This is a genomic window from Geothrix limicola (assembly GCF_030268085.1).
Taxonomy (GTDB): Bacteria; Acidobacteriota; Holophagae; order Holophagales; family Holophagaceae; genus Geothrix; species Geothrix limicola.
Map to the genome: position 1 here is coordinate 1 of NZ_BSDE01000003.1, position 17,339 is coordinate 17,339.

General features: G+C 68.1%; 15 protein-coding genes. 5 read left to right on the forward strand and 10 right to left on the reverse strand.

Annotation, left to right across the window (positions count from 1 at the left end; translation table 11 throughout):
• Window positions 1-200 precede the first annotated feature (200 nt).
• The gene (gene galU, locus QSJ34_RS07905; protein ID WP_285573593.1) at window positions 201-1,073 is read left to right on the forward strand and encodes a UTP--glucose-1-phosphate uridylyltransferase GalU; all 873 of its coding nucleotides are present in this window, start codon (window positions 201-203) and stop codon (window positions 1,071-1,073) included.
• On the opposite strand, the gene QSJ34_RS07910 is transcribed toward galU, so the two are convergent.
• From QSJ34_RS07910 to mnmG, 4 genes are all read right to left on the reverse strand, one after another.
• Window positions 1,070-3,175, reverse strand: a complete 2,106-nt coding sequence (locus QSJ34_RS07910; protein WP_285573595.1) for a heavy metal translocating P-type ATPase — start codon at window positions 3,173-3,175, stop codon at window positions 1,070-1,072. The genes galU and QSJ34_RS07910 overlap by 4 nt on opposite strands.
• A 36-nt stretch (window positions 3,176-3,211) precedes the next feature.
• Complete coding sequence (locus tag QSJ34_RS07915; RefSeq protein WP_285573597.1) at window positions 3,212-3,418, reverse strand: heavy-metal-associated domain-containing protein; 207 nt, start codon at window positions 3,416-3,418, stop codon at window positions 3,212-3,214.
• Window positions 3,415-3,915, reverse strand: coding sequence for a MerR family transcriptional regulator (locus tag QSJ34_RS07920; protein WP_285573600.1), 501 nt, complete (start codon window positions 3,913-3,915; stop codon window positions 3,415-3,417). The genes QSJ34_RS07915 and QSJ34_RS07920 overlap by 4 nt, the downstream gene beginning before the upstream one ends.
• A 67-nt stretch (window positions 3,916-3,982) precedes the next feature.
• Window positions 3,983-5,875, reverse strand: coding sequence for a tRNA uridine-5-carboxymethylaminomethyl(34) synthesis enzyme MnmG (gene mnmG, locus QSJ34_RS07925; RefSeq protein WP_285573602.1), 1,893 nt, complete (start codon window positions 5,873-5,875; stop codon window positions 3,983-3,985).
• A gap of 137 nt (window positions 5,876-6,012) precedes the next feature.
• Here mnmG and pssA point away from each other — a divergent pair, with 137 nt between their 5' ends.
• Window positions 6,013-6,789 (forward strand): CDP-diacylglycerol--serine O-phosphatidyltransferase, encoded by a 777-nt coding sequence (gene pssA, locus QSJ34_RS07930; protein WP_285573603.1) that lies wholly within the window; start codon window positions 6,013-6,015, stop codon window positions 6,787-6,789.
• A gap of 28 nt (window positions 6,790-6,817) precedes the next feature.
• Here the strand turns inward: pssA and QSJ34_RS07935 are convergent, their stop codons facing one another.
• From QSJ34_RS07935 to QSJ34_RS07960, 6 genes are all read right to left on the reverse strand, one after another.
• Complete coding sequence (locus QSJ34_RS07935; protein ID WP_285573604.1) at window positions 6,818-7,282, reverse strand: type 1 periplasmic-binding domain-containing protein; 465 nt, start codon at window positions 7,280-7,282, stop codon at window positions 6,818-6,820.
• Window positions 7,283-7,407: 125 nt separating this feature from the next.
• Window positions 7,408-8,781: a NupC/NupG family nucleoside CNT transporter gene (locus tag QSJ34_RS07940; protein WP_285573606.1), complete on the reverse strand. Its 1,374-nt coding sequence runs from the start codon at window positions 8,779-8,781 to the stop codon at window positions 7,408-7,410.
• Between the two features lie 10 nt (window positions 8,782-8,791).
• Window positions 8,792-9,148: a roadblock/LC7 domain-containing protein gene (locus QSJ34_RS07945; RefSeq protein ID WP_285573608.1), complete on the reverse strand. Its 357-nt coding sequence runs from the start codon at window positions 9,146-9,148 to the stop codon at window positions 8,792-8,794.
• Window positions 9,149-9,290: 142 nt separating this feature from the next.
• Window positions 9,291-9,665, reverse strand: coding sequence for a DUF2752 domain-containing protein (locus tag QSJ34_RS07950; protein WP_285573610.1), 375 nt, complete (start codon window positions 9,663-9,665; stop codon window positions 9,291-9,293).
• The gene (locus tag QSJ34_RS07955) at window positions 9,662-10,345 is read right to left on the reverse strand and encodes a hypothetical protein (RefSeq protein WP_285573613.1); all 684 of its coding nucleotides are present in this window, start codon (window positions 10,343-10,345) and stop codon (window positions 9,662-9,664) included. Before QSJ34_RS07955 ends, QSJ34_RS07950 begins: the two co-directional genes overlap by 4 nt.
• Window positions 10,345-11,025 (reverse strand): hypothetical protein, encoded by a 681-nt coding sequence (locus tag QSJ34_RS07960; RefSeq protein ID WP_285573616.1) that lies wholly within the window; start codon window positions 11,023-11,025, stop codon window positions 10,345-10,347. Before QSJ34_RS07960 ends, QSJ34_RS07955 begins: the two co-directional genes overlap by 1 nt.
• 72 nt (window positions 11,026-11,097) lie before the next feature.
• Here QSJ34_RS07960 and QSJ34_RS07965 point away from each other — a divergent pair, with 72 nt between their 5' ends.
• The 3 genes from QSJ34_RS07965 to QSJ34_RS07975 are packed head-to-tail and all read left to right on the forward strand — an operon-like array spanning window position 11,098 to window position 17,337.
• Window positions 11,098-13,770: a HEAT repeat domain-containing protein gene (locus tag QSJ34_RS07965; RefSeq protein WP_285573619.1), complete on the forward strand. Its 2,673-nt coding sequence runs from the start codon at window positions 11,098-11,100 to the stop codon at window positions 13,768-13,770.
• A 44-nt stretch (window positions 13,771-13,814) separates the two neighbouring features.
• Entirely contained in the window at window positions 13,815-15,308 is a 1,494-nt protein-coding gene (locus QSJ34_RS07970) for a tetratricopeptide repeat protein (protein ID WP_285573621.1), read from the forward strand.
• Between the two features lies 1 nt (window position 15,309).
• Window positions 15,310-17,337: a peptidase associated/transthyretin-like domain-containing protein gene (locus tag QSJ34_RS07975; protein ID WP_285573623.1), complete on the forward strand. Its 2,028-nt coding sequence runs from the start codon at window positions 15,310-15,312 to the stop codon at window positions 17,335-17,337.
• Window positions 17,338-17,339: the final 2 nt, after the last annotated feature.

Consider the following 17,339-nt stretch of genomic DNA (forward strand, 5'->3'; position numbering starts at 1 on the left):
ATCCGGTTTTCAAAGACGCCCCCATGCTCCTCAGCATGGCCCAGAACGGCCTCTCAGCCCTTCCTGACACCTCGCAGCCTCAACCGCGCAGACATTCAGACTATCACCCTCATCCTAAAGTGCAAGAGAAAATTTCCGCAGAGGGCCCCAAACCTTCATTCTGTGAGCATCCTCAGCCATCATGAGCCATCGGAGATGCCATGAAGACCCTACGCAAAGCCGTCATTCCCGTTGCAGGACTGGGCACTCGTTTCCTTCCAGCCACCAAGGCCCAGCCCAAGGAAATGCTGCCGCTCGTGGATACGCCGGTCATCCAATACGTGGTGGAAGAGGCGATTCGTGCCGGCATTGAAAGCCTGGTGCTGGTGACAGGACGCGGCAAGGCCGCCATCGAGAACCACTTTGATGTGTCCTTCGAGCTTGAGGACACCCTCAGGCGCCGCGGCAAACAGGAGGATCTCGATCTGGTGCGTGGCATCAGCCATCTCGCCCAGTTCGCCTATGTGCGCCAGGGCGAACCCCTCGGCCTCGGCCACGCGGTCCTCTGCGCGCGCCATGCCGTGGGCGATGAACCCTTCGCCCTGCTGCTAGGTGACGATGTCTTTGACGAACGGGATTCGGCCCTGGATGCCCTCATCGCCGCCTACCGGATCACCGGCAAATCGGTGGTGGGTGTGCAGGAGGTCCCGCTCGAGCACGTTTCCCGCTACGGCATCGTGAACGCGCCGGCGGGCCGACACGAAACCTGGGATGTGACATCCATTGTCGAAAAGCCCCGCCCCGAGGCCGCGCCTAGCCGCTGGGCCGTGGTCGGGCGCTACGTCCTGGAACCGCGGGTCTTCGATCACCTCGCCGCGCTGGAGCCCGGCGTCGGCGGCGAGTACCAGCTCACGGATGCCCTGGCCGCCCTGGCCGAGGAGGGTCGACTCGTCGCCGCCCCCATCCCCGCCACCCGCTTCGATACGGGCAACAAGCTGGATTACCTGAAGGCCAACGTGGAGTTCGCCCTCAAGCGCGATGATCTGCGTGATGAGTTCGCGGCCTACTTGAAGGAACTGTCCTGCGACCTCTAGCGCCGCAGGCGCAGCGCGTTCAGCACCACCGTCAGTGAGCTCAACCCCATGGCCACGCCCGCGAGCATGGGGCCGCCGAACCGCTCGAGCTGCCCGAAGGCAGCCAGCGGCACCAGCACGAGGTTGTAGCCAAAGGCCCAGCCGAGGTTCTGCCGGATGATGCGATGGGTGCGCTGCGCCAACCGGCGCGCCGCGAGGATGGGCTCCAGCCCGGGCCGCAACAGCACCAGCGGAGCCGCGGCCATGGCCGCGGCCGTGCCCTGCTCGCCCGCGCCCGATCCCATCGCGATGCCGCAATCGGCCTGGGCCAGGGCCGGCGCATCGTTGACGCCATCCCCCACGAAACCAGCAACGGCCCCGCCCTCCTGCAGGCGCTTCAGTTCCGCCAGCTTCCCCTCCGGCCGAACCTCGGCGATCACGTTCTGAATGCCGACGGCCTCCGCCATGAGGCGGGCCGGGGCACTGCGATCCCCCGTCAACAGGTGGAGCTTCAGCCCCTGGGCCCCCAGCGCGTGTACCACCGCGGCCGCCTCAGATCGCAGGCGATCGCCCAGCACGAGCACACCCTGAAGACCCAGCTCATCCGCCAAGCCAACCGCAATGCCGTCCTCGTCCATCTCCGGCCAGCTCACATCGAGGAAGGCCGCGCTTCCCAGGCGCCACGCCCGCCCTTCCACCACGCCTGTGATGCCTCCACCGGGATGCGCCCGGAATCCTTCGACGGGCAGGAGCGGTCCTTCATGCGCAGAGCGGATGCCCCGGGCGATGGGATGCTCGGAATCCCGCTCCAGGCTGGCCGCCACCTTCAACACGTCGGCTTCGCCCAGGGTCCCTGAGATCACCACGCGCCGGAGTCGGGGTCGCCCTTCCGTGAGCGTGCCTGTCTTGTCGAAGACGAGGTCCGTGGCCTGCCCCAGGGCTTCCAGCGCCGCAGCGTCGCGCACCAGCACGCCCTTGCGGGCGGCCGCGCCGATGCCGACCATGACGGCCACCGGTGTCGCCAGGCCCAGGGCGCAGGGACACGCGATGACGAGCAGGGTCACCGCGGGGCGCCAGGCCTGGGCCAGCCCTCCGCCCAGCCACCACCAGCCCGCGAAGGTCACGAGAGCCAGCGCGAGGATGGCCGGCACGAACACCGCGCTGATGCGGTCTGCCAGGTCCTGGGCCGGGGCCTTGGAACCCTGGGCCTGGGCCACCATGGCGGCCATGTGGGCCAACTGGGTGTCCGCCCCGACGGCCATCACGTCCAGTTCAAGTACAGAGCCATGGACGACGGTACCCGCCACCACCGCCTCGCCGGGCCCCTTCGGCACGGGCAGGGGCTCCCCGGTGAGCATGGATTCGTCCACCTCCGCCTGCCCGGACATCACCCGTCCATCGGCGGGGACGGCTTGTCCCGGGAGCACGCGGACCCGGTCTCCCGGCACCAGGGCGGCCACGGGCACTTCCAGGACGGACCCATCGGGTTCGAGGCGCAGGGCCGTCGGCGGGGCCAGGGCGAGCAGGGCCTTCAAGGCGTCCGTGGCGCGGGACTTGGCCCGGGCCTCGAGGTATTTCCCGGTGAGCAGGAAGGCCACCAGGGCCGAGGCCGTCTCGAAGCTGAGTTCGTGGGCCCCACCCCACCATTCGCTCACAGCGAAAGCCCAGGCGACACCGGAGCCCAGCGCGATGAGCGTATCCATGGAGGCCTGTCCGTGAAGGGCCTGGCGCGCCGCGCGGCGGAAGAAGCCCAGCCCCGCGCCAAACACCACGGGCGTCGCCAGCAGGGCCTGCACCCAGCCCGGCAGGTGCCAGCCTAGGCCAGGAAGCATTCCCACCAGCAATGGCGCGGTGAGGGTCAGTGCGACGAGCATCCGCCAGCGCGCGGGCGCCAGACTGTCCCCTTCAGGCGTTTCGGCCTCGATGCGCTTCAAGCCGTAGCCTGCATCCTCCACCTGGAGCGCCATGGCCTCGTAGGTCGCCGTCCCATCCACCGTGGCGGTGGACGTGGCCAGATTCACGGTGGCCGAGGCGACGCCGGGTGTGGCCGCCAGGGCCTTCTCCACGTGACGCACGCAGGAGGCGCACGTCATGCCGGATACGGAAAAGGTCTGCTGGCTCACGGATCTTCCTCCCTGACGACAGGCACAAGCGAAGGCCTAGGCTTGGCTCGCCATCGCGTAGCCGGCCTCGGCCACGCGAGCGGCCATGGCCTCGAAGGGCGCCCCGCCTTCCACGGTGGCGGTGCCCTGGGCCAGATCCACGGTCACTCCCGTTACGCCCTCCACGGAGCGCAGGGCCTTCTCCACGTGCTTGGCGCATCCGCCGCAGGTCATGCCGGTGATGCGGTAGGTCTTGGCATTCATGAGTGCCTCCTTGAAGACGTCAAAGTCTCGGATTCCCGAGGACGGAGGCGGCCAGCTCCATCCAGGAGGGTCGCCATCAAATCACAACCGACGGTGCTGCTCTGACCGTCCGGCGTGGCCAGCGTGAGCCGGAGCAGCTCCACCAGGGCGTTGATCTCGGCCAACCGAACCTCCAGCGCGGTCAGCTTGGTGCCGAGCGCTTCGCGCACATGCCCGCAGGGCGCGGTGCTTCCCCGGAGGACCCGCAGCAACTCCTGAATCTCCTCCAGATCGAATCCGGCCACCTGGGCAGCCCGGAGCATCCGGACCCAGTGCACCGCCTCCGCAGGGAAGAGGCGATAGCCTTTCCCGGAGCGCGGAAGCTCCCCGAACACGCCCGCATCGGCATAGAAGCGCAGGTTGCGGGCAGTGACGCCCGAAAGATCGGCCAATTGGCCGATCTTGAGCATCCCGGATGGGCCGGAACCCTTCGCCAACCCTTCGATCTGCTTCGCCATGGGACCCTCCCGAGCGCCTTGGATCCCAGGGTAAGGTTCCAGTCGCCTGGAGACTCAAGGGAAAAATTCACATCGACGAAGCGCCCCTGGCCCGGTGGATCAGAAGGTGGAGGATCGTCACGGCTGCGGGCGTGATTCCCGGGATGCGGCTGGCCTGGCCGAGGGTCTCAGGCCGATGCAGGGCCAGCTTCTCGAGCACCTCCTTCGAGATGCCGTGCAGGTGCTCCACGCGCAGGTCCGAGGGGATCCGCACGTGATCCCAGGCGCGCTGCCCCTCCAGCAGCCGGGCCTCCCGCTCACGATAGGGCGCGTAGCGCAGATCGAATAACAGCAGGTCCCGCTCGGTGGCAGGCGTCCAACCCGCCTGAGCGTCGTCCCACCCCTCCAGCAGGCCCAGACAGGCATCCGCCTCGGCCGGACCGATCTGCTGACGCCGGAACAGGTCCGACAGGCTCAGGCCCGCCTCCAGGCGCAATCCAGCCCCGGCCGCGATGGCGCCGAAGGGGCTGGTCTGAGTGACCCAGGCCGCCTCGCACTGCACCTTCAGGCGCTCCCGGCGGGCGACCTTCGCCTCCACCTGGGCGAGCTCGGCGGGATCCAGGGCACCCACCTCGCGGGCCACGGCCAGCAGCCGGCCGTCGGCCAGGTCGCAGGCCAGGCCCAGCCGGTGTTCGGCCCGGGCCGTGAGCATGCGGTAGGGCTCATCGGTGCCCTTGGTGACGAGGTCGTCGACCATCACGCCCAGGTAGGCCTGCTCGCGACCAAGGACGATGGGTTCCTGGCCCCTCAAGCCCCGCACGGCGTTGATGCCCGCCAGGAGGCCCTGCCCCGCCGCCTCTTCGTACCCGGTGGTGCCGTTGATCTGACCCGCGAACCAGACGCCTTCCAGGCTCGCCACCGAAAGATCCTGGCGAAGCTGCAGAGGGTCGAAGCTGTCGTACTCGATGGCGTAGCCCGGGCGCAGGATTTCCGCCGCTTCGAAGCCCGGCAGGCTCCGCACCATGCGCACTTGAACATCCGGCGGCATGGAGGTGGAGAGGCCCGCCAGGTAGATCTCCTCGGTCTCGAGGCTTTCGGGCTCCACGAAGATCTGGTGATGCCCCTTGTCGGGGAACTTCACGAACTTGTCTTCGATGGAGGGGCAGTAGCGCGGCCCGACGCCTTCGATGTGGCCCCCGTAGAGGCTCGACTTGGGCAGGTTCTCGCGCACGATGGCTTCGGTGTCCCGCGTGGTGTGCACGATGTGGCAGGGCACCTGGGGCTGAGGGATGCCCGGGCTGAAGAAGCTGAAGGGCCGCGGTGGATCATCCCCGGGCTGGACCTCCAGGCGGCTGAAATCGATGGAGGCCTTGGCCAGCCTCGGGCTGGTGCCCGTCTTCAGGCGGCGGTGGCGCAGCCCGAGGCTGCGCAGCTGCTCGGCTAGGTGCGTGCTGGCGGGTTCGCCCGCGCGGCCCGCTTCCAGGCGCTTCTCCCCGATGAGGATGCACCCGTTGAGGAAGGTGCCGCTGGTCACCACCACGGCCTCGCAAGGCAGGACGGAACCGTCCAGCAGCTCCACGCCGCGCAGCCCCTGTGTGCCTTCCCGCCAGAGCAGGGCGGCCGCCATGCCCTGGCGCAGCCGCAGATTCGGCGTGTGCTCCAGCAGGTGGCGAGCGGCGATGCGGTATTTCACCTTGTCGGCTTGGGCCCGCGGGCCGCGCACGGCCACGCCGCGGCTTTCGTTGAGGATGCGGAAATGGATCCCCGTCGCATCGATGAGGCGGCCCATGGCGCCACCCAGGGCGTCGAGCTCGCGGACCATGTGGCCCTTCCCCACCCCTCCAATGCTCGGGTTGCAGCTCATCTGGCCGATCTGGTCGAGGTTCATGGTGAGCAGGGTGGTGTCCATGCCCATGCGCGCCGCGATGTAGGCAGCCTCGATCCCCGCGTGCCCGCCCCCGATGACCACCACGTGCTTCAACCGAACCTCCGAAGGTTGTCAGGATACCCTTCCGCGCCGGCGACATCCCCTGGGGCCCCGGGTAAACTGGTGTCATGCGACCCCGTCTGAGTCCCGAGGAACGCCGCGCGCGGCGACAGCGAGCCATGCGGAGGTCGATGTTCGTGCTGCCCTCCAGCATCACGATGGCTTCCGTGTTCTGCGGTTTTTCCAGCGTGGTCATGTCCATCAACGCCGCGGGCGCCACGCCGGAGCGCTATTTCCTCTGGGCCGCGGGCCTGCTGGTGCTGGCCGGCGTCTTCGATGGTCTGGACGGCCGGGTGGCGCGGGCCACCAACACGGCCACGGAATTCGGCGTGCAGCTGGACAGCCTCGCGGACGTCGTCAGCTTCGGCATGGCTCCCGCGATCCTGGCCTACCGCTACGGGTTCTTCCAGCTCGGCATCAATGATTCCCACGTGCGGGCCGCCGGATGGGCCGCCTGTTTCGTATTCACGGCCTGCGGCGCCCTGCGCCTGGCCCGCTTCAACGTGCAGGTGGGGGCCGTGGATTCCCGCTACTTCGTCGGGCTGCCCATTCCCGCCGGCGCCGCCTGCGTGGCGTCCGTGATCATCTGGCATCCCACGCCGCCCGCTGCGGCGGGCCTCGCCTACTGTTTCGCGGCCATGCTCTTCTTCGTCGGCCTGCTCATGGTGTCCACCATCCGGTTCTCGAGCTTCAAGAAGCGCGCCACCAGCCCCCGCGCGGTCATGGTCACCAACCTGAGCATCGTGCTCGTCCTGGCCATGATGATCCTCTTCCAGCAGCGCTTCTTCGGCAGCTTCTTCGCGGCCTACATCACGCTTTCGCTGATCATGAATCTCGCATGGAAGGCGGGCTGGCGCGGCATTGAGCCGCCTCACGACGGGCCCAAGGAACCGGAAACGGTCCACTGACCTTTCAGAAGCAAAGTGCCGAGCCGGTCTAGAGCGCCGTGGCGCCGGCCGGAACGGTCACGCCCGCGACGGCGGAGACCTTGGCATTGGCCAGCAGCTTGCCGCCCGTCCCGGGCCCGATGCCCAGGGCGGCGCCCTGCTTGACGCCCGCCTCGGTGGTGGCGGCCGTCGGCACCTTGATGGCCGCCATGCGCTGGATGAGGAAGGTCGCCGCGGAAGATCCGTCACCGGCGATGCGGTCCCCCGCGAGGAGCAGCACGGCGTCCGGCTTCCGGCTCGACAGGGTGCCGATGGCCTTGCCCATGTCCTGAGGACCCTTCACGTCCACCACGATCAGCTTCATGCCGCCCGCGGCCCCCGTAAGGGCCGCCAGGGCGCCCTTGCTGCCGTTCGAATCGCAGACCACGGCGAGCGTTTCGCAATTGGGCCAGGACTTCTTGATGGCGCCGATGATCGCATCGTAATCCCCAGCGACCAGAGTCGATGCGGCCATGGCCAGTAACACCGCGACAGAACGGACCCTCGACATGAAACCTCCAACCGATGCCCCTTCATCGGCAGCCTTCCTCAAAGGCTGGAGCTTTCACCGCATCAGCGGGTTTTTTACAGCCTGCTCGGCTAACTCAGGATGCCCGCGATGCAGGCGCTGAGGAAGTTGGCCAGGGTTCCGGCCAGCATGGCCCGGATGCCCAGGCGGGCCAGGTCGCCCCGCCGTTCGGGCACGAGGGCGCCGATGCCGCCCACCTGGATGGCGATGCTGCTGAAGTTGGCGAAGCCGCAGAGGGCGAAGGTGGAGATGAGCCTCGCCTTGGCGGACAGATCCGTCATCCGGCCCAGATCCAGGAAGGCCACGAATTCGTTCACCACCATGCGCTTGCCCAGCAGGCCGCCCACCCGACCCGCCTCGCCCCAGGGCACGCCCATGAGGAAGGCGGGGATCTTGAACATCCAGCCCAGCACCAGCTCCAGGCTGAAACCGGGATGGATGGCCTTCATGAGCCCGTTGATGAGGTAGATGAGCGCGATGAAGGCGATAAGCATGACGGCCACGTTGAAGGCCAGCTGGCCGCCTTCGAAGGCGCCGCGAGCCGCGGCATCCAGCACGTTCGCGTCGTGGTTGGGGATGTCCACCTTGATCTCGCCGGCGGTTTCGGGGGCGCCCGTCTCGGGTTCCAGCATCTTGGCCATCATCACCGCGCCGGGCGCCGTCATGATGACGGCCGTCAGCAGGTGGACGATGTCGACGTGGGCCACCTGGACGTAGGCCACCATGATGCTGCCCGACACGTGGGCCATGCCCGCCGTCATGATCACCATGAGCTCGCTGCGGGTCATCTTGGCCAGGAAGGGCCGGATGGTCAGGGGCGCTTCGGTCTGGCCCATGAGGATGCTGGCCGCCACGCTCACGCTTTCCGCGCCGGAGACCTTCAGGAAGCGGCCCATGGCGCGGGCCGCCGCGCTCACCACCCACTGCATGATGCCGACGTAGTAGAGCACCGCGAAGATCGAAGCCACGAAGATGATGGTGGGCAGCACGGCGAACGCGAAGACCATCCCCACGCTGCTGCCGGGGCCATCGGACAGGCTGCCGAACACGAAGCTCGCGCCTTCGTGGGCATAGGTCATGAGGTGTTCGACCACCAGGCGCATCTTGTCGAAGGTGGAACCCACCAGGTTCCCGCGCAGCAGGCCCAGCACGATGACGCCGAAGAGGCCCCAGTTGAGCGGCTTGTTCTCGTAGGCGGCGAAGCGCCGCAGCAGCATGGGCGTGAACATCAGCGCCAGCACCACCCAACCCGTTCCCCTGGGGAAGGGCAGGAAGCTCAGCAGGCTCGAGATCTGCACGCCCTTGAGCACGATGAGGGCGAAGATCCACTGGAGCCCCAGGCCCCAGAGGATCGTCCGCCAGTGGATCGCGCTGCGCTTGTGGGACAGCAGGTACGCAAGGGCCACGAAGGCCACGATTCCGGCCAGTCCAATGAACCGTTCCATCGAGTTCTCCCTACAGTTCGTGGTTCAGGGCCTCGATGGCCTGCTCCATGTGAAAACGGGCCCGGCCCAGCAGGCCCTCCCGCTGCATCACCAGCACCAGGGTGCACTGTTCCTTGGCGCCCACCATCAGGATCCAGTGCTGGTCCGTCGCAAAGGCCACCTGCTTGATCTCGCCGCGGTCGAATTCCTCCACGGCCTGCTGCAGGTGCCGCTTCACCACGTGCTGATAGGCGCCCAGCAACTGCAGCCCTTCGTTGGACACCTGGATGGTGCGCGCGCAGACGGGATCTCCGTCCCGGTCGTTGAACGTCGCGGCCAGGGCTTCGGGCACGCGCTCGATAAGCTGATCCAGGATTTGCTGGAACATGGTGGGACTCCGGTGATGCGTGACCAAAGCATGACCGGACTGGGTCACTCCCACAAAACAACCTTTTCATCCCCAGGGGCACAAGGGCACAGGAAGGTGCTTCGGCACGACCTGGGCAGGCATGGGTTTTCCCCAACCGCTTCTAAATCCCCCGCACCACCTGAAACGCCCACACGGCGAGCAGGAGCACCCAGATGAACGTCCGCGCCTTTCGGGAATCCGGAAGCCGCGGATAGGGATCGCCCCGCCGGGCCCGCCGCAGGTCCCATAAGGAGAGGAGCGGGAGCAGAAAGGCGAGGCCCGCCGCTGCGGGATGCCAGTGGAAGGCGCCTCGCCAATCTCCTTGTCCCAGGGCCATGACACAGCGCGTCAGGCCGCAGGTCATGCAGGCCAATCCCGTGAAGTGCTTGAAAGCGCAGCCCGGAAGCAGGTCCGCCACCGGCCGAAGCCAGGTGGAAGCCCAGGCTCCCAGCCCGGCCAGCAGGGCCCCCAGGGCCAACCACGGCACCCGTCTCATACGGCCAACCGGGCCACGAACAGGGTCAGCCCCAGCAGCCCCAGACCGCAGACACTCACCAGCACCGCATGGACCACCGTGGCCGCCAGGCCCCGCCAGGGCTCGCAATCGTGGCGCGCGGCCAGGGCGAAGCCCCGGAACACCCACAGGTAGGCGTCCAGCAACAGAAGCGGTAGCGCCAGCAGCGTGCCGAACACCGGGACGAAGCCCAGGAGCCCCAGCAGGGTGCCCAACGCGGCCACCCGCAGGGCCTGGGCCTCGGCGAGCAGACTCGTGCGGAACCCCCGTTTCCGTTTCAGCCCGCCCAGCAGCCACAGGCCGAGATGATCCCAGACGGCGTGATGGAGCCAGGTGCCCAGCACGCCGAGGGGCACTGCCAACAGCAGCCAGGGCCAGATCCTCCCGAAGGCCGGCGCCGGCGGCAAGGAGGCCAGGGCCGCGCGCAGATCCGAAGGATCCACGCCGAACCTTTCGAAGAGACCTGTTGCGACGGCCCCACGCCGGAGCAGCTCATAGGCCTGGCCCATCCGCCAGGCCGTGCCCAGCGCGTTCAGCAGGGCCAGCGGCATCCAGACCCGCGCCATCTCCCAACAGGCGCGGGCCAGGCTCGGTGGAGCCGGGGCGAAGGCCTCGCCGGGCCGGAGCAGGGCCCGGCAGGACGCCGAGAAGGGGAACAGCATCACTTCCCCAGGAAGAGGGCTTCGAATTCGCGCAGCGCCATCGGGTCGCCATCCCGCTTGAGGGGCCCGTAGAAGTCCCTGGGACTCAGCTCCGCGAATTCCCCGAAAGTCGCGACATTGCCGTTGATGTAGGCGATGAACTCATCCTGCCGCCCCTTGATGTAGCCGCGGAAGGGGCGCGACAGCGCGCCGAGCACCGCTGAATCCAGGGCCGTCCAGGTCTGCAGGTGGCTTTCGAAGCCGTTCTTGCCTTCCCAGTAGCGGTACGAGGTGAGCATCTTCGCTCCCACGGCGAAGGGCGTCTTCAGGCGGCCCTTCTCGGCCCGGCCCTCCACCAGGTACACGCGATGGCCCGGGCGCTTGTAGACCAAGCGCAACGTTCCGTGGAGGCCCCGGGTATCGTCGATGCTCCAGGCGCCATCCGGGTGGATGAAGGCGTAGAACCCCGGCACGAACTGGCAGTTCCGCCACATGGCCGCACCCAGGACCGGGTGGTCGAAGAGCTTCTCCATGGTGGACATGCGCACGTGCTTGGGCTCGGTCCGCGTTTCGAACACGAAGTCGGCGCGATTCACGATGTCCATGGCCTCCACCTGGGCCGCGGGCGGCAGCTGGTCCAGGAAAGCCGGGGCCTGGGCCTGGAGGGTGCAAACCAGGAGGATCGGGAGCAGGGCGCGCATGGAAAAACGCTAACACTTCCGAAGGAAAATGGTGGTTCTTGACCCGGGAAGCGGTTGGGCCGATGGAAGGGCATGGCCGCCCTTCTCCGACACATCCCCGTCACCCCCCTGGACGAACTCCGGGCCTGGCTGAGCGACCATGTCGAAAGCGATGCCAGCGCCCAGCTCCGCCTCTACCAGCTTCTCCAACAATTGCGCCAAATGGCCCTGCCCGAACTCGGAAGCCGCCTGACCAAGGCTTCGAACCCACCGGCCATGAAGCGCTTCATCCTGGGCCTCACGGCCAAATTCGATTGGCCGGAATGGGTGCCCTGGCTCCTTCAGGCCCTCCAGCAGGAGACGGACCTGGGCGTTTTCGACGAAGGCTGCGCGGCCCTGGGCCGCCTGGAGATCCGGTCGGCCCGGGAGGCCCTCCTCAAGCTGGCGGCCCAGCGCACCGACCCCGACCGCCAGCTGATCCTGCGGCGGGAACTGGGCGCCCAGGATTCCCAGCAGCCCCTGTCCTTTTTTCTCGGCCGCCTCCTGGAAGGCGAAGCGAACGCCCGCCTGGCGCACCAGGGCGCACGAGGTCTGGCCGCCGTGGCCGAGCCCAAGGACCTGCCCGCCCTCTGGGAGGCCTTGAACGGCGCCGATCCCCTGGCCTTCCGCCTGCTCCTGCGGGCCATCACCGAATTCCAGGGGGAGGCCGCTGGCCCCCTCCTGCTGGACCTGTTCCAGGAGACCCTGCAGACCCTGGAGGACCTGGAGGCCCTCGAAACCCTCACCCACCGCGTGCAGGTCGGAGCCCGGACCGCTGCCCGGTCAGAACTGGCCGGGGCCCTGGTGGCCCGCATGGGCACGCGCCAACCGGAAACGGTCGAAGCCCTGCAACAGGCCCTCGCGGCGGGCGAAGCCGGCAACCCGATCCCCTGCCTCGATCGGATCCGGGAACAGGCCAAGGGACCCTACGAGCTCTTCCTCACCGACGCGCTGGCCGTTCTGGTGGAAGGCAAGGTGGCCCGGTTCAGCGCCATGGTGACCGAGGCACAGGACCTCGCCACCAAGCAGCAGGTCATCCTGAGCGGCACGCTGAATCAGGTCTGCGAGGGTCTGATGCGCCAGGTGCTTCAGGCCCAGCTTCCGGTGGCCGCGGCCATGCCCGTGCTCCAGGAGGCTTTCGCCCGTTTCTCCCACAGCGAGGGCCTGGACTACACCTTCTGCCGCCTGGTGCCGGCCTCGGATGAATCCGCCCTCGTGCGCGTGCTCGGCGTCTCCGAGCCCAAGCGCCGCACCGCCTGCCTGGATGTGATCGGCGCCCGGGAGGAGGATGCCCTGGTCCCTTTCTTCCTGCTCGCCATGCAGGATCCCATCGTTGAGGTGGGACACCGGGCCATGCACCACTTCGGGAAGCTGCCCTCCAGCTTTCCGGCGGTCATGGCCCTGTTCGAATCGGGCCATCCCGAGAAGGTCCGCACGGCCCTCCGCATCTTCGCGGTGAACGGTACCCAGGCCGCCGCGGAACCGCTGATGGCCTTCCTCAAGACGGATGTTCGCGACGACCTGCTTCTCGAAACGGTCGAGGCCCTGGGCGCCATCCGCTGCCCCAGCGCGGCGCCCGTGCTGCTCGACCTCCTGCATGACGGCAAACCCGCCCGCCTGCAGGAAGCCCTCGTGGAAGCCCTGGCCGAAATCGCCACGCCAGAATCCGGCCTGGGTCTGCTGACCAAGTCGGCTCACCTCAAACTGCCCCTCGTCCTCATTCGGGCCCTGGAGGGCCTCCTTGCGGCCTTCCCCGGATTCGAGAAACCCCTGCCCCAGGACACGCTGCCGGCCCTCGAACAGCTCATCACCCGCTGCTGCGACGAGCGGGAGGGCGAAGGCCAGCGCCTGCGGGCCATCCTCGCCACCCAGCACCTCTACTGCTTCGACCAGGCCCTCTACACGCGGCTGAAGGACACCTTTTCCGATTTCCTCTTCGACCTCCGCACCAAGGGCGACTGGGACCGCGACACCAATGACCGCGTGGCCGCAGTGGTCAAGGAACTCGGCCGCCGCAGCGCCAGCCTGAACCACATCGCGGGGCGCGAGGAGAAGGTCCGGAACATGATGCAGGGCCTGCCCGCGGCCGGGCCCGGGCGCGCCCCCGCCCTGCTGGCGCTTCGCGAGGCCCTGCAGGATCCCGAATTCATCATGCGGGCCGAACTGGCCCAGGAGCTGTCCGCCTTCGTGCTTCAGGAGATGGGCCGCACGGACCAGGACTGGCGCGAACTGGCCCGCCTCTGCGAGATCGGCGGCCTCACCCGCCAAATGGATCTCGTCGACCCGCTCAAGGACGTCTTCAACCGCGCCTCGGGCCTGGGCCTGCGCAGCGCCGCGAAGGAGTCCCTCCTCGCCCTGGGCCTGAGCGAAGCCGACATCTCGAGAAGGCCACCGATCCGCACCATCCTGCTTCTGGAGCCCAGCGCCTTCTTCCGCAAGCGCCTGCTGGCGGCCCTCGGACAGGGATGGGAGCTCCAGGAAGCGGGCCACCGCACCGAAGCCGAAGCCATCCTGGAGCAGCATCCCGTCGACCTCGTGATCTCGGAACAAACCGACGGCTCCGGGGATCTCCTGCCCTGGCTGAAGGCCCAGGTGGAGGCTCGGAAATGCCGCCAGATCCTTCTTTCCACGGCGGCCCGCGACGTCAGCCCCGGCGAGTCCTGGCTCATGGGCGTGCTCTACAAGCCCTATGCGCCCGAAGCGCTCCTCAAGGCCCTGGAGCCTTGAGCGAGTCCCAGGCGGATATGCTTTTTTTCTGACCCGAGGCCTCCATGCTCGTCCTGTCCCCCTGGTTCCGACCCCCGGCTGCGCTGCTTTGCGCTTTGCCGGCCATGGCTCTGGCCCAGGCCCCGACCCAAGCATCGGCACAGGACGGGGATCTGGCCGACCGCCTCTATCACAGCGGGGAGCGGGCCTACGCCTCCAAGGCCTACAAGGAAGCCACGGACACCTGGGAGCAGCTGCTGCAGACCAGCCCCCGCAGCGAGTTCGCGCCCCTGGTCCTCCTCCGCCTCGCCCGCCACCAGGTGGAAGTCGAGCACAAACCCGAGGCGGCCAAGCCCTATCTGGACCGTCTTCGCAGCGAGTACATCAAGGCCCCCGAAGCCGCCGATGGGCTGCTTCTGCACGGCCAGCTCCTGGCCCAGGAGGCCCGCCGCCCCGCCGACCTGAAGGATGCGATGGCGGAGTTCAATCGCGTGCTCGACCTGTTCCCGGATGCTTCCGCCTGCGCCGAGGCCCGCCTCGAACTGGCCCGGGCCTGGCGGGACCAGGGCCAGTGGGGACGCGCCCTCCAGCAGGCCATCGACGCCTTCCGCCTCCATTCCGGATCGGCCGTGGCCCCCCGGGCCATGTTCGAAGCCGCCGAGATCCTCGACCAGATGGGCGACCTGCCGGGCTGTCTGCGGATGCTGCAGCGGGTGCGCTCCGAGGCGCCCCAGTCCCCCGAGGCCCAGGAAGCCGCCTGGCGCATGGCGGTACGCGTGAAGCACCGCCTGCAGAAGCCCCCCTTTCGCAATGAGGGCCCCTGGCCCGCGGGCCGGACCAAGTGGCTCAAGACGCCGACCCTGCTCTCCCTGGCCCCGGACGGGGACCTGCTCGTCTTCCAGAACGACTTGGACCGCGCCTTCCGCCTGCACGCCGCTGAGGCCGGGCCCCTGGGACCTCCGGCGCCCGGCACGCGCGCCCTGCTCGCAAGCCCCAAAGGTGCCCTGTGGATGCTGACGAAGAACGGCCTGGTTCGCGAAGACGCCGCCGCCGTGCAGCCCCTGGGTGGCCTCGGCGCCATCTCGGGAGCGGCCTTGGACCGCTGGGGCAGCCTCTGGGTGGCGGATGCCAAGACCCCCGCGCTCACGGTGTTCGCAGCCGATGGGGGATCCCGGACCGTGGCCTCCCCGACGCTCAACGCCCTCGCCCCCCTGCCCAGCGGTGGTCTGGCGGTCGCCGCCGACGCGGACCGCAAGCTGCTCTTCCTGGACGCCGAGGGCCAGCCCCGGATCGTCGTGCCCTATGGCAAGGACCTGCCGGCCCCCTTTCGCACCGTGACCGCCCTGGCCGCGGATGGCGCCGGCCAGGTGGCCGCCCTCGTGGATGGCGGCGATTTTGGCGAAGGGGTCGTGATCTTCGGGCCCGATGGCGCCCTGCTTCGTCAGGCCACCTTCAAGGCCCTGGGCATCAGCGGACGCATCACCTCCCTGGCCCTGGACCGCTCCGGAGGATTGATCCTCTGCGACCGCCGCAACGACCTGCTGATCCGGTTGAACTAAAATGAGATTTCGACATTTTCTGTCCATTTTTCTGCTCTGCGCCGCCCTTTGGGGCCAGGACGCCGCCCTCAAGGAAACCTTCCTTCAGGCCAAGGCCCTCTGGGCCACTCAGGGGGACCGGGAGGGCGCCACCGCCCGTTTCGACAGCGTGGTGGCCGCGCTGGCCCCCAAGGCCGCCGGACTCGAGCCCGAGTGGATCCAGGTGCTGTGCGAAAGCTACAACTGGCTCGCCGTGCTCGATGACCGCAGCGCCCAGAACAAGGCGCGTGCCCAGGTTCGCCTCCAGGCCCTCATCGACCTCAATCCGGATTTCGACCTGGACCGCGCCCTAACCTCCCAGCGCCTGGCAGCCCAGTTCGACCGTATGAAGGGGGAGAAGTTCGCCCTGGTCAAACTGAGCTACGCGCCCGAAGGCGGTCGGCTCACCGTGGACGGCCGTGCCACCCCGGCCCTACCGCGGAAATACCTCCCTTTCGGAAATCACAAGCTGGTCTACGCGCGACCGGGACACGCCCCCGCCGAAGTCACGCTCGACTTCGCTCCGAAGGATGCGAAACCAGTGGATTTCAAGCTGACCCGGACCTCGTCCACCGTCACGCTGTACACACAGCCCAGCGATGTGGAAGTCTTCGTGGACGGCAAGAGCCTCGGGTACGCCATCGGCAAGGCCGGCCCCGAGGCTGCGCCCCTCGCCGTGCCCCTGGGACTGCGGCCTGAGGACCTCTCGGCGCCCTTCATCATTCCTGAACTCGCGCCGGGCAAGCACCGTCTGGAGCTTCGCGCTGGCTGCTACCGGACCAAGGTGCTCGAATTGGGCGCGGAACTCGCGACCCCGGCTGCGGACCACACCCTGGAGCCGATCCGGATGGAACCCTCCCGGGGCCTGCTGAGCGTGAGTTCCGCCTGGCCCGGCGGCGAGCTGTTCCTTTCGGGCCGAAGCCAGGGGATGCTTCCTCTGACGAACCTCCAGGTCTGCTCGGGCCCCTACGACGTGATGGTGCGGTTCCCCGGCGGCGGCTTCTCGCAGCGCATCACCGTGGAGGACGGCAAGTCGCTCCGTTTGGAGGCCCGTCCGAAACCCCGCCTGGCCTTTTTGGGGCTCGAGGGAGGGGATTTCACCGGACGGGCCCGCTTCCAGGCCCTGCTGGAATCCCTGGGTGACCGGCTTCAGCAGCTGGCCTTCCTTCCCGCCCATGCCGGCGAACCTGCGGCCGAGGCCCTGGTGCGCCTGAAGGCCTCGCGGGACGCCGAACTGGTGCTCCTGGCTCGGCCGGTCCCCGACAAGGTGATCCATCGCGTCGAACTCCTGGTGGCCACCCTCGACGGCGAGGAAGAACGTCTGGTCGTCAAACCCCTGGAACAGGATCCCCTCGAAGCCCTGGCGGCGCGCCTCAACGCCGTACCGACCCTCCACCGTCCGGGCCTCGGCCTCTCAGCCCTGGATATCCCGGGCGAACCCGGCCCCTGGGTGCTCGCCGCGACCGAGCCCGCCCTCAAGGCGGGTCTGGCGGTCGGCAGGCCCATCCTCCAGGTCCAGGAACGCTCCGTTTCCACCGTCGAGCAGCTTCAGCAGGCGGAAGGCTCAGCCAAGGGAGCGCTGAGTCTGGTCCAGGAAGGGGCGACCTCCACCCTGCCGCTGCAATCGGAGGCCCTGGAGATCCCCCTCGGAGCCACGAACCTGAGCTATCCCGCCCTGCTCGCCCACCTGCGCCTGTTGTCCGCCGGCGCCAAGGGTGATGAGGCGAACCTGATCAAACTCAACCTGGCCCTGGGCTTGATGCAGTTCCGAAAGTACGACAAGGCCATCGAACTGCTTCGCGATGCGCGGCTCAGCACCGTCCGCGGAGTCAGCCAGGGCACCATCGACTACCACATGGGCCTCTGCTTCCTGCATCTGGGCAGTGCCTACCAATCCGAAGCCGGGCAGGCATTCCGGCAGTCCCTGAAGTATCCTCAGTCAACCCTTCTCGGTCCCGATGGCCCCCTGGTCGCCCCCCTGGCCAAGCAGGCGCTCGAAGACCTGAAGTGAGT

Coding starts and splice junctions, on each gene's coding strand:
- galU (WP_285573593.1), top strand. CDS start 201: ATGAAGACCCTACGCAAAGCCGTCATTCCCGTTGCAGGACTGGGCACT.
- QSJ34_RS07915 (WP_285573597.1), bottom strand. CDS start 3,418: ATGAATGCCAAGACCTACCGCATCACCGGCATGACCTGCGGCGGATGC.
- QSJ34_RS07920 (WP_285573600.1), bottom strand. CDS start 3,915: ATGGCGAAGCAGATCGAAGGGTTGGCGAAGGGTTCCGGCCCATCCGGG.
- pssA (WP_285573603.1), top strand. CDS start 6,013: ATGTTCGTGCTGCCCTCCAGCATCACGATGGCTTCCGTGTTCTGCGGT.
- QSJ34_RS07935 (WP_285573604.1), bottom strand. CDS start 7,282: ATGGCCGCATCGACTCTGGTCGCTGGGGATTACGATGCGATCATCGGC.
- QSJ34_RS07940 (WP_285573606.1), bottom strand. CDS start 8,781: ATGGAACGGTTCATTGGACTGGCCGGAATCGTGGCCTTCGTGGCCCTT.
- QSJ34_RS07945 (WP_285573608.1), bottom strand. CDS start 9,148: ATGTTCCAGCAAATCCTGGATCAGCTTATCGAGCGCGTGCCCGAAGCC.
- QSJ34_RS07950 (WP_285573610.1), bottom strand. CDS start 9,665: ATGAGACGGGTGCCGTGGTTGGCCCTGGGGGCCCTGCTGGCCGGGCTG.
- QSJ34_RS07955 (WP_285573613.1), bottom strand. CDS start 10,345: ATGCTGTTCCCCTTCTCGGCGTCCTGCCGGGCCCTGCTCCGGCCCGGC.
- QSJ34_RS07960 (WP_285573616.1), bottom strand. CDS start 11,025: ATGCGCGCCCTGCTCCCGATCCTCCTGGTTTGCACCCTCCAGGCCCAG.
- QSJ34_RS07965 (WP_285573619.1), top strand. CDS start 11,098: ATGGCCGCCCTTCTCCGACACATCCCCGTCACCCCCCTGGACGAACTC.
- QSJ34_RS07970 (WP_285573621.1), top strand. CDS start 13,815: ATGCTCGTCCTGTCCCCCTGGTTCCGACCCCCGGCTGCGCTGCTTTGC.
- QSJ34_RS07975 (WP_285573623.1), top strand. CDS start 15,310: ATGAGATTTCGACATTTTCTGTCCATTTTTCTGCTCTGCGCCGCCCTT.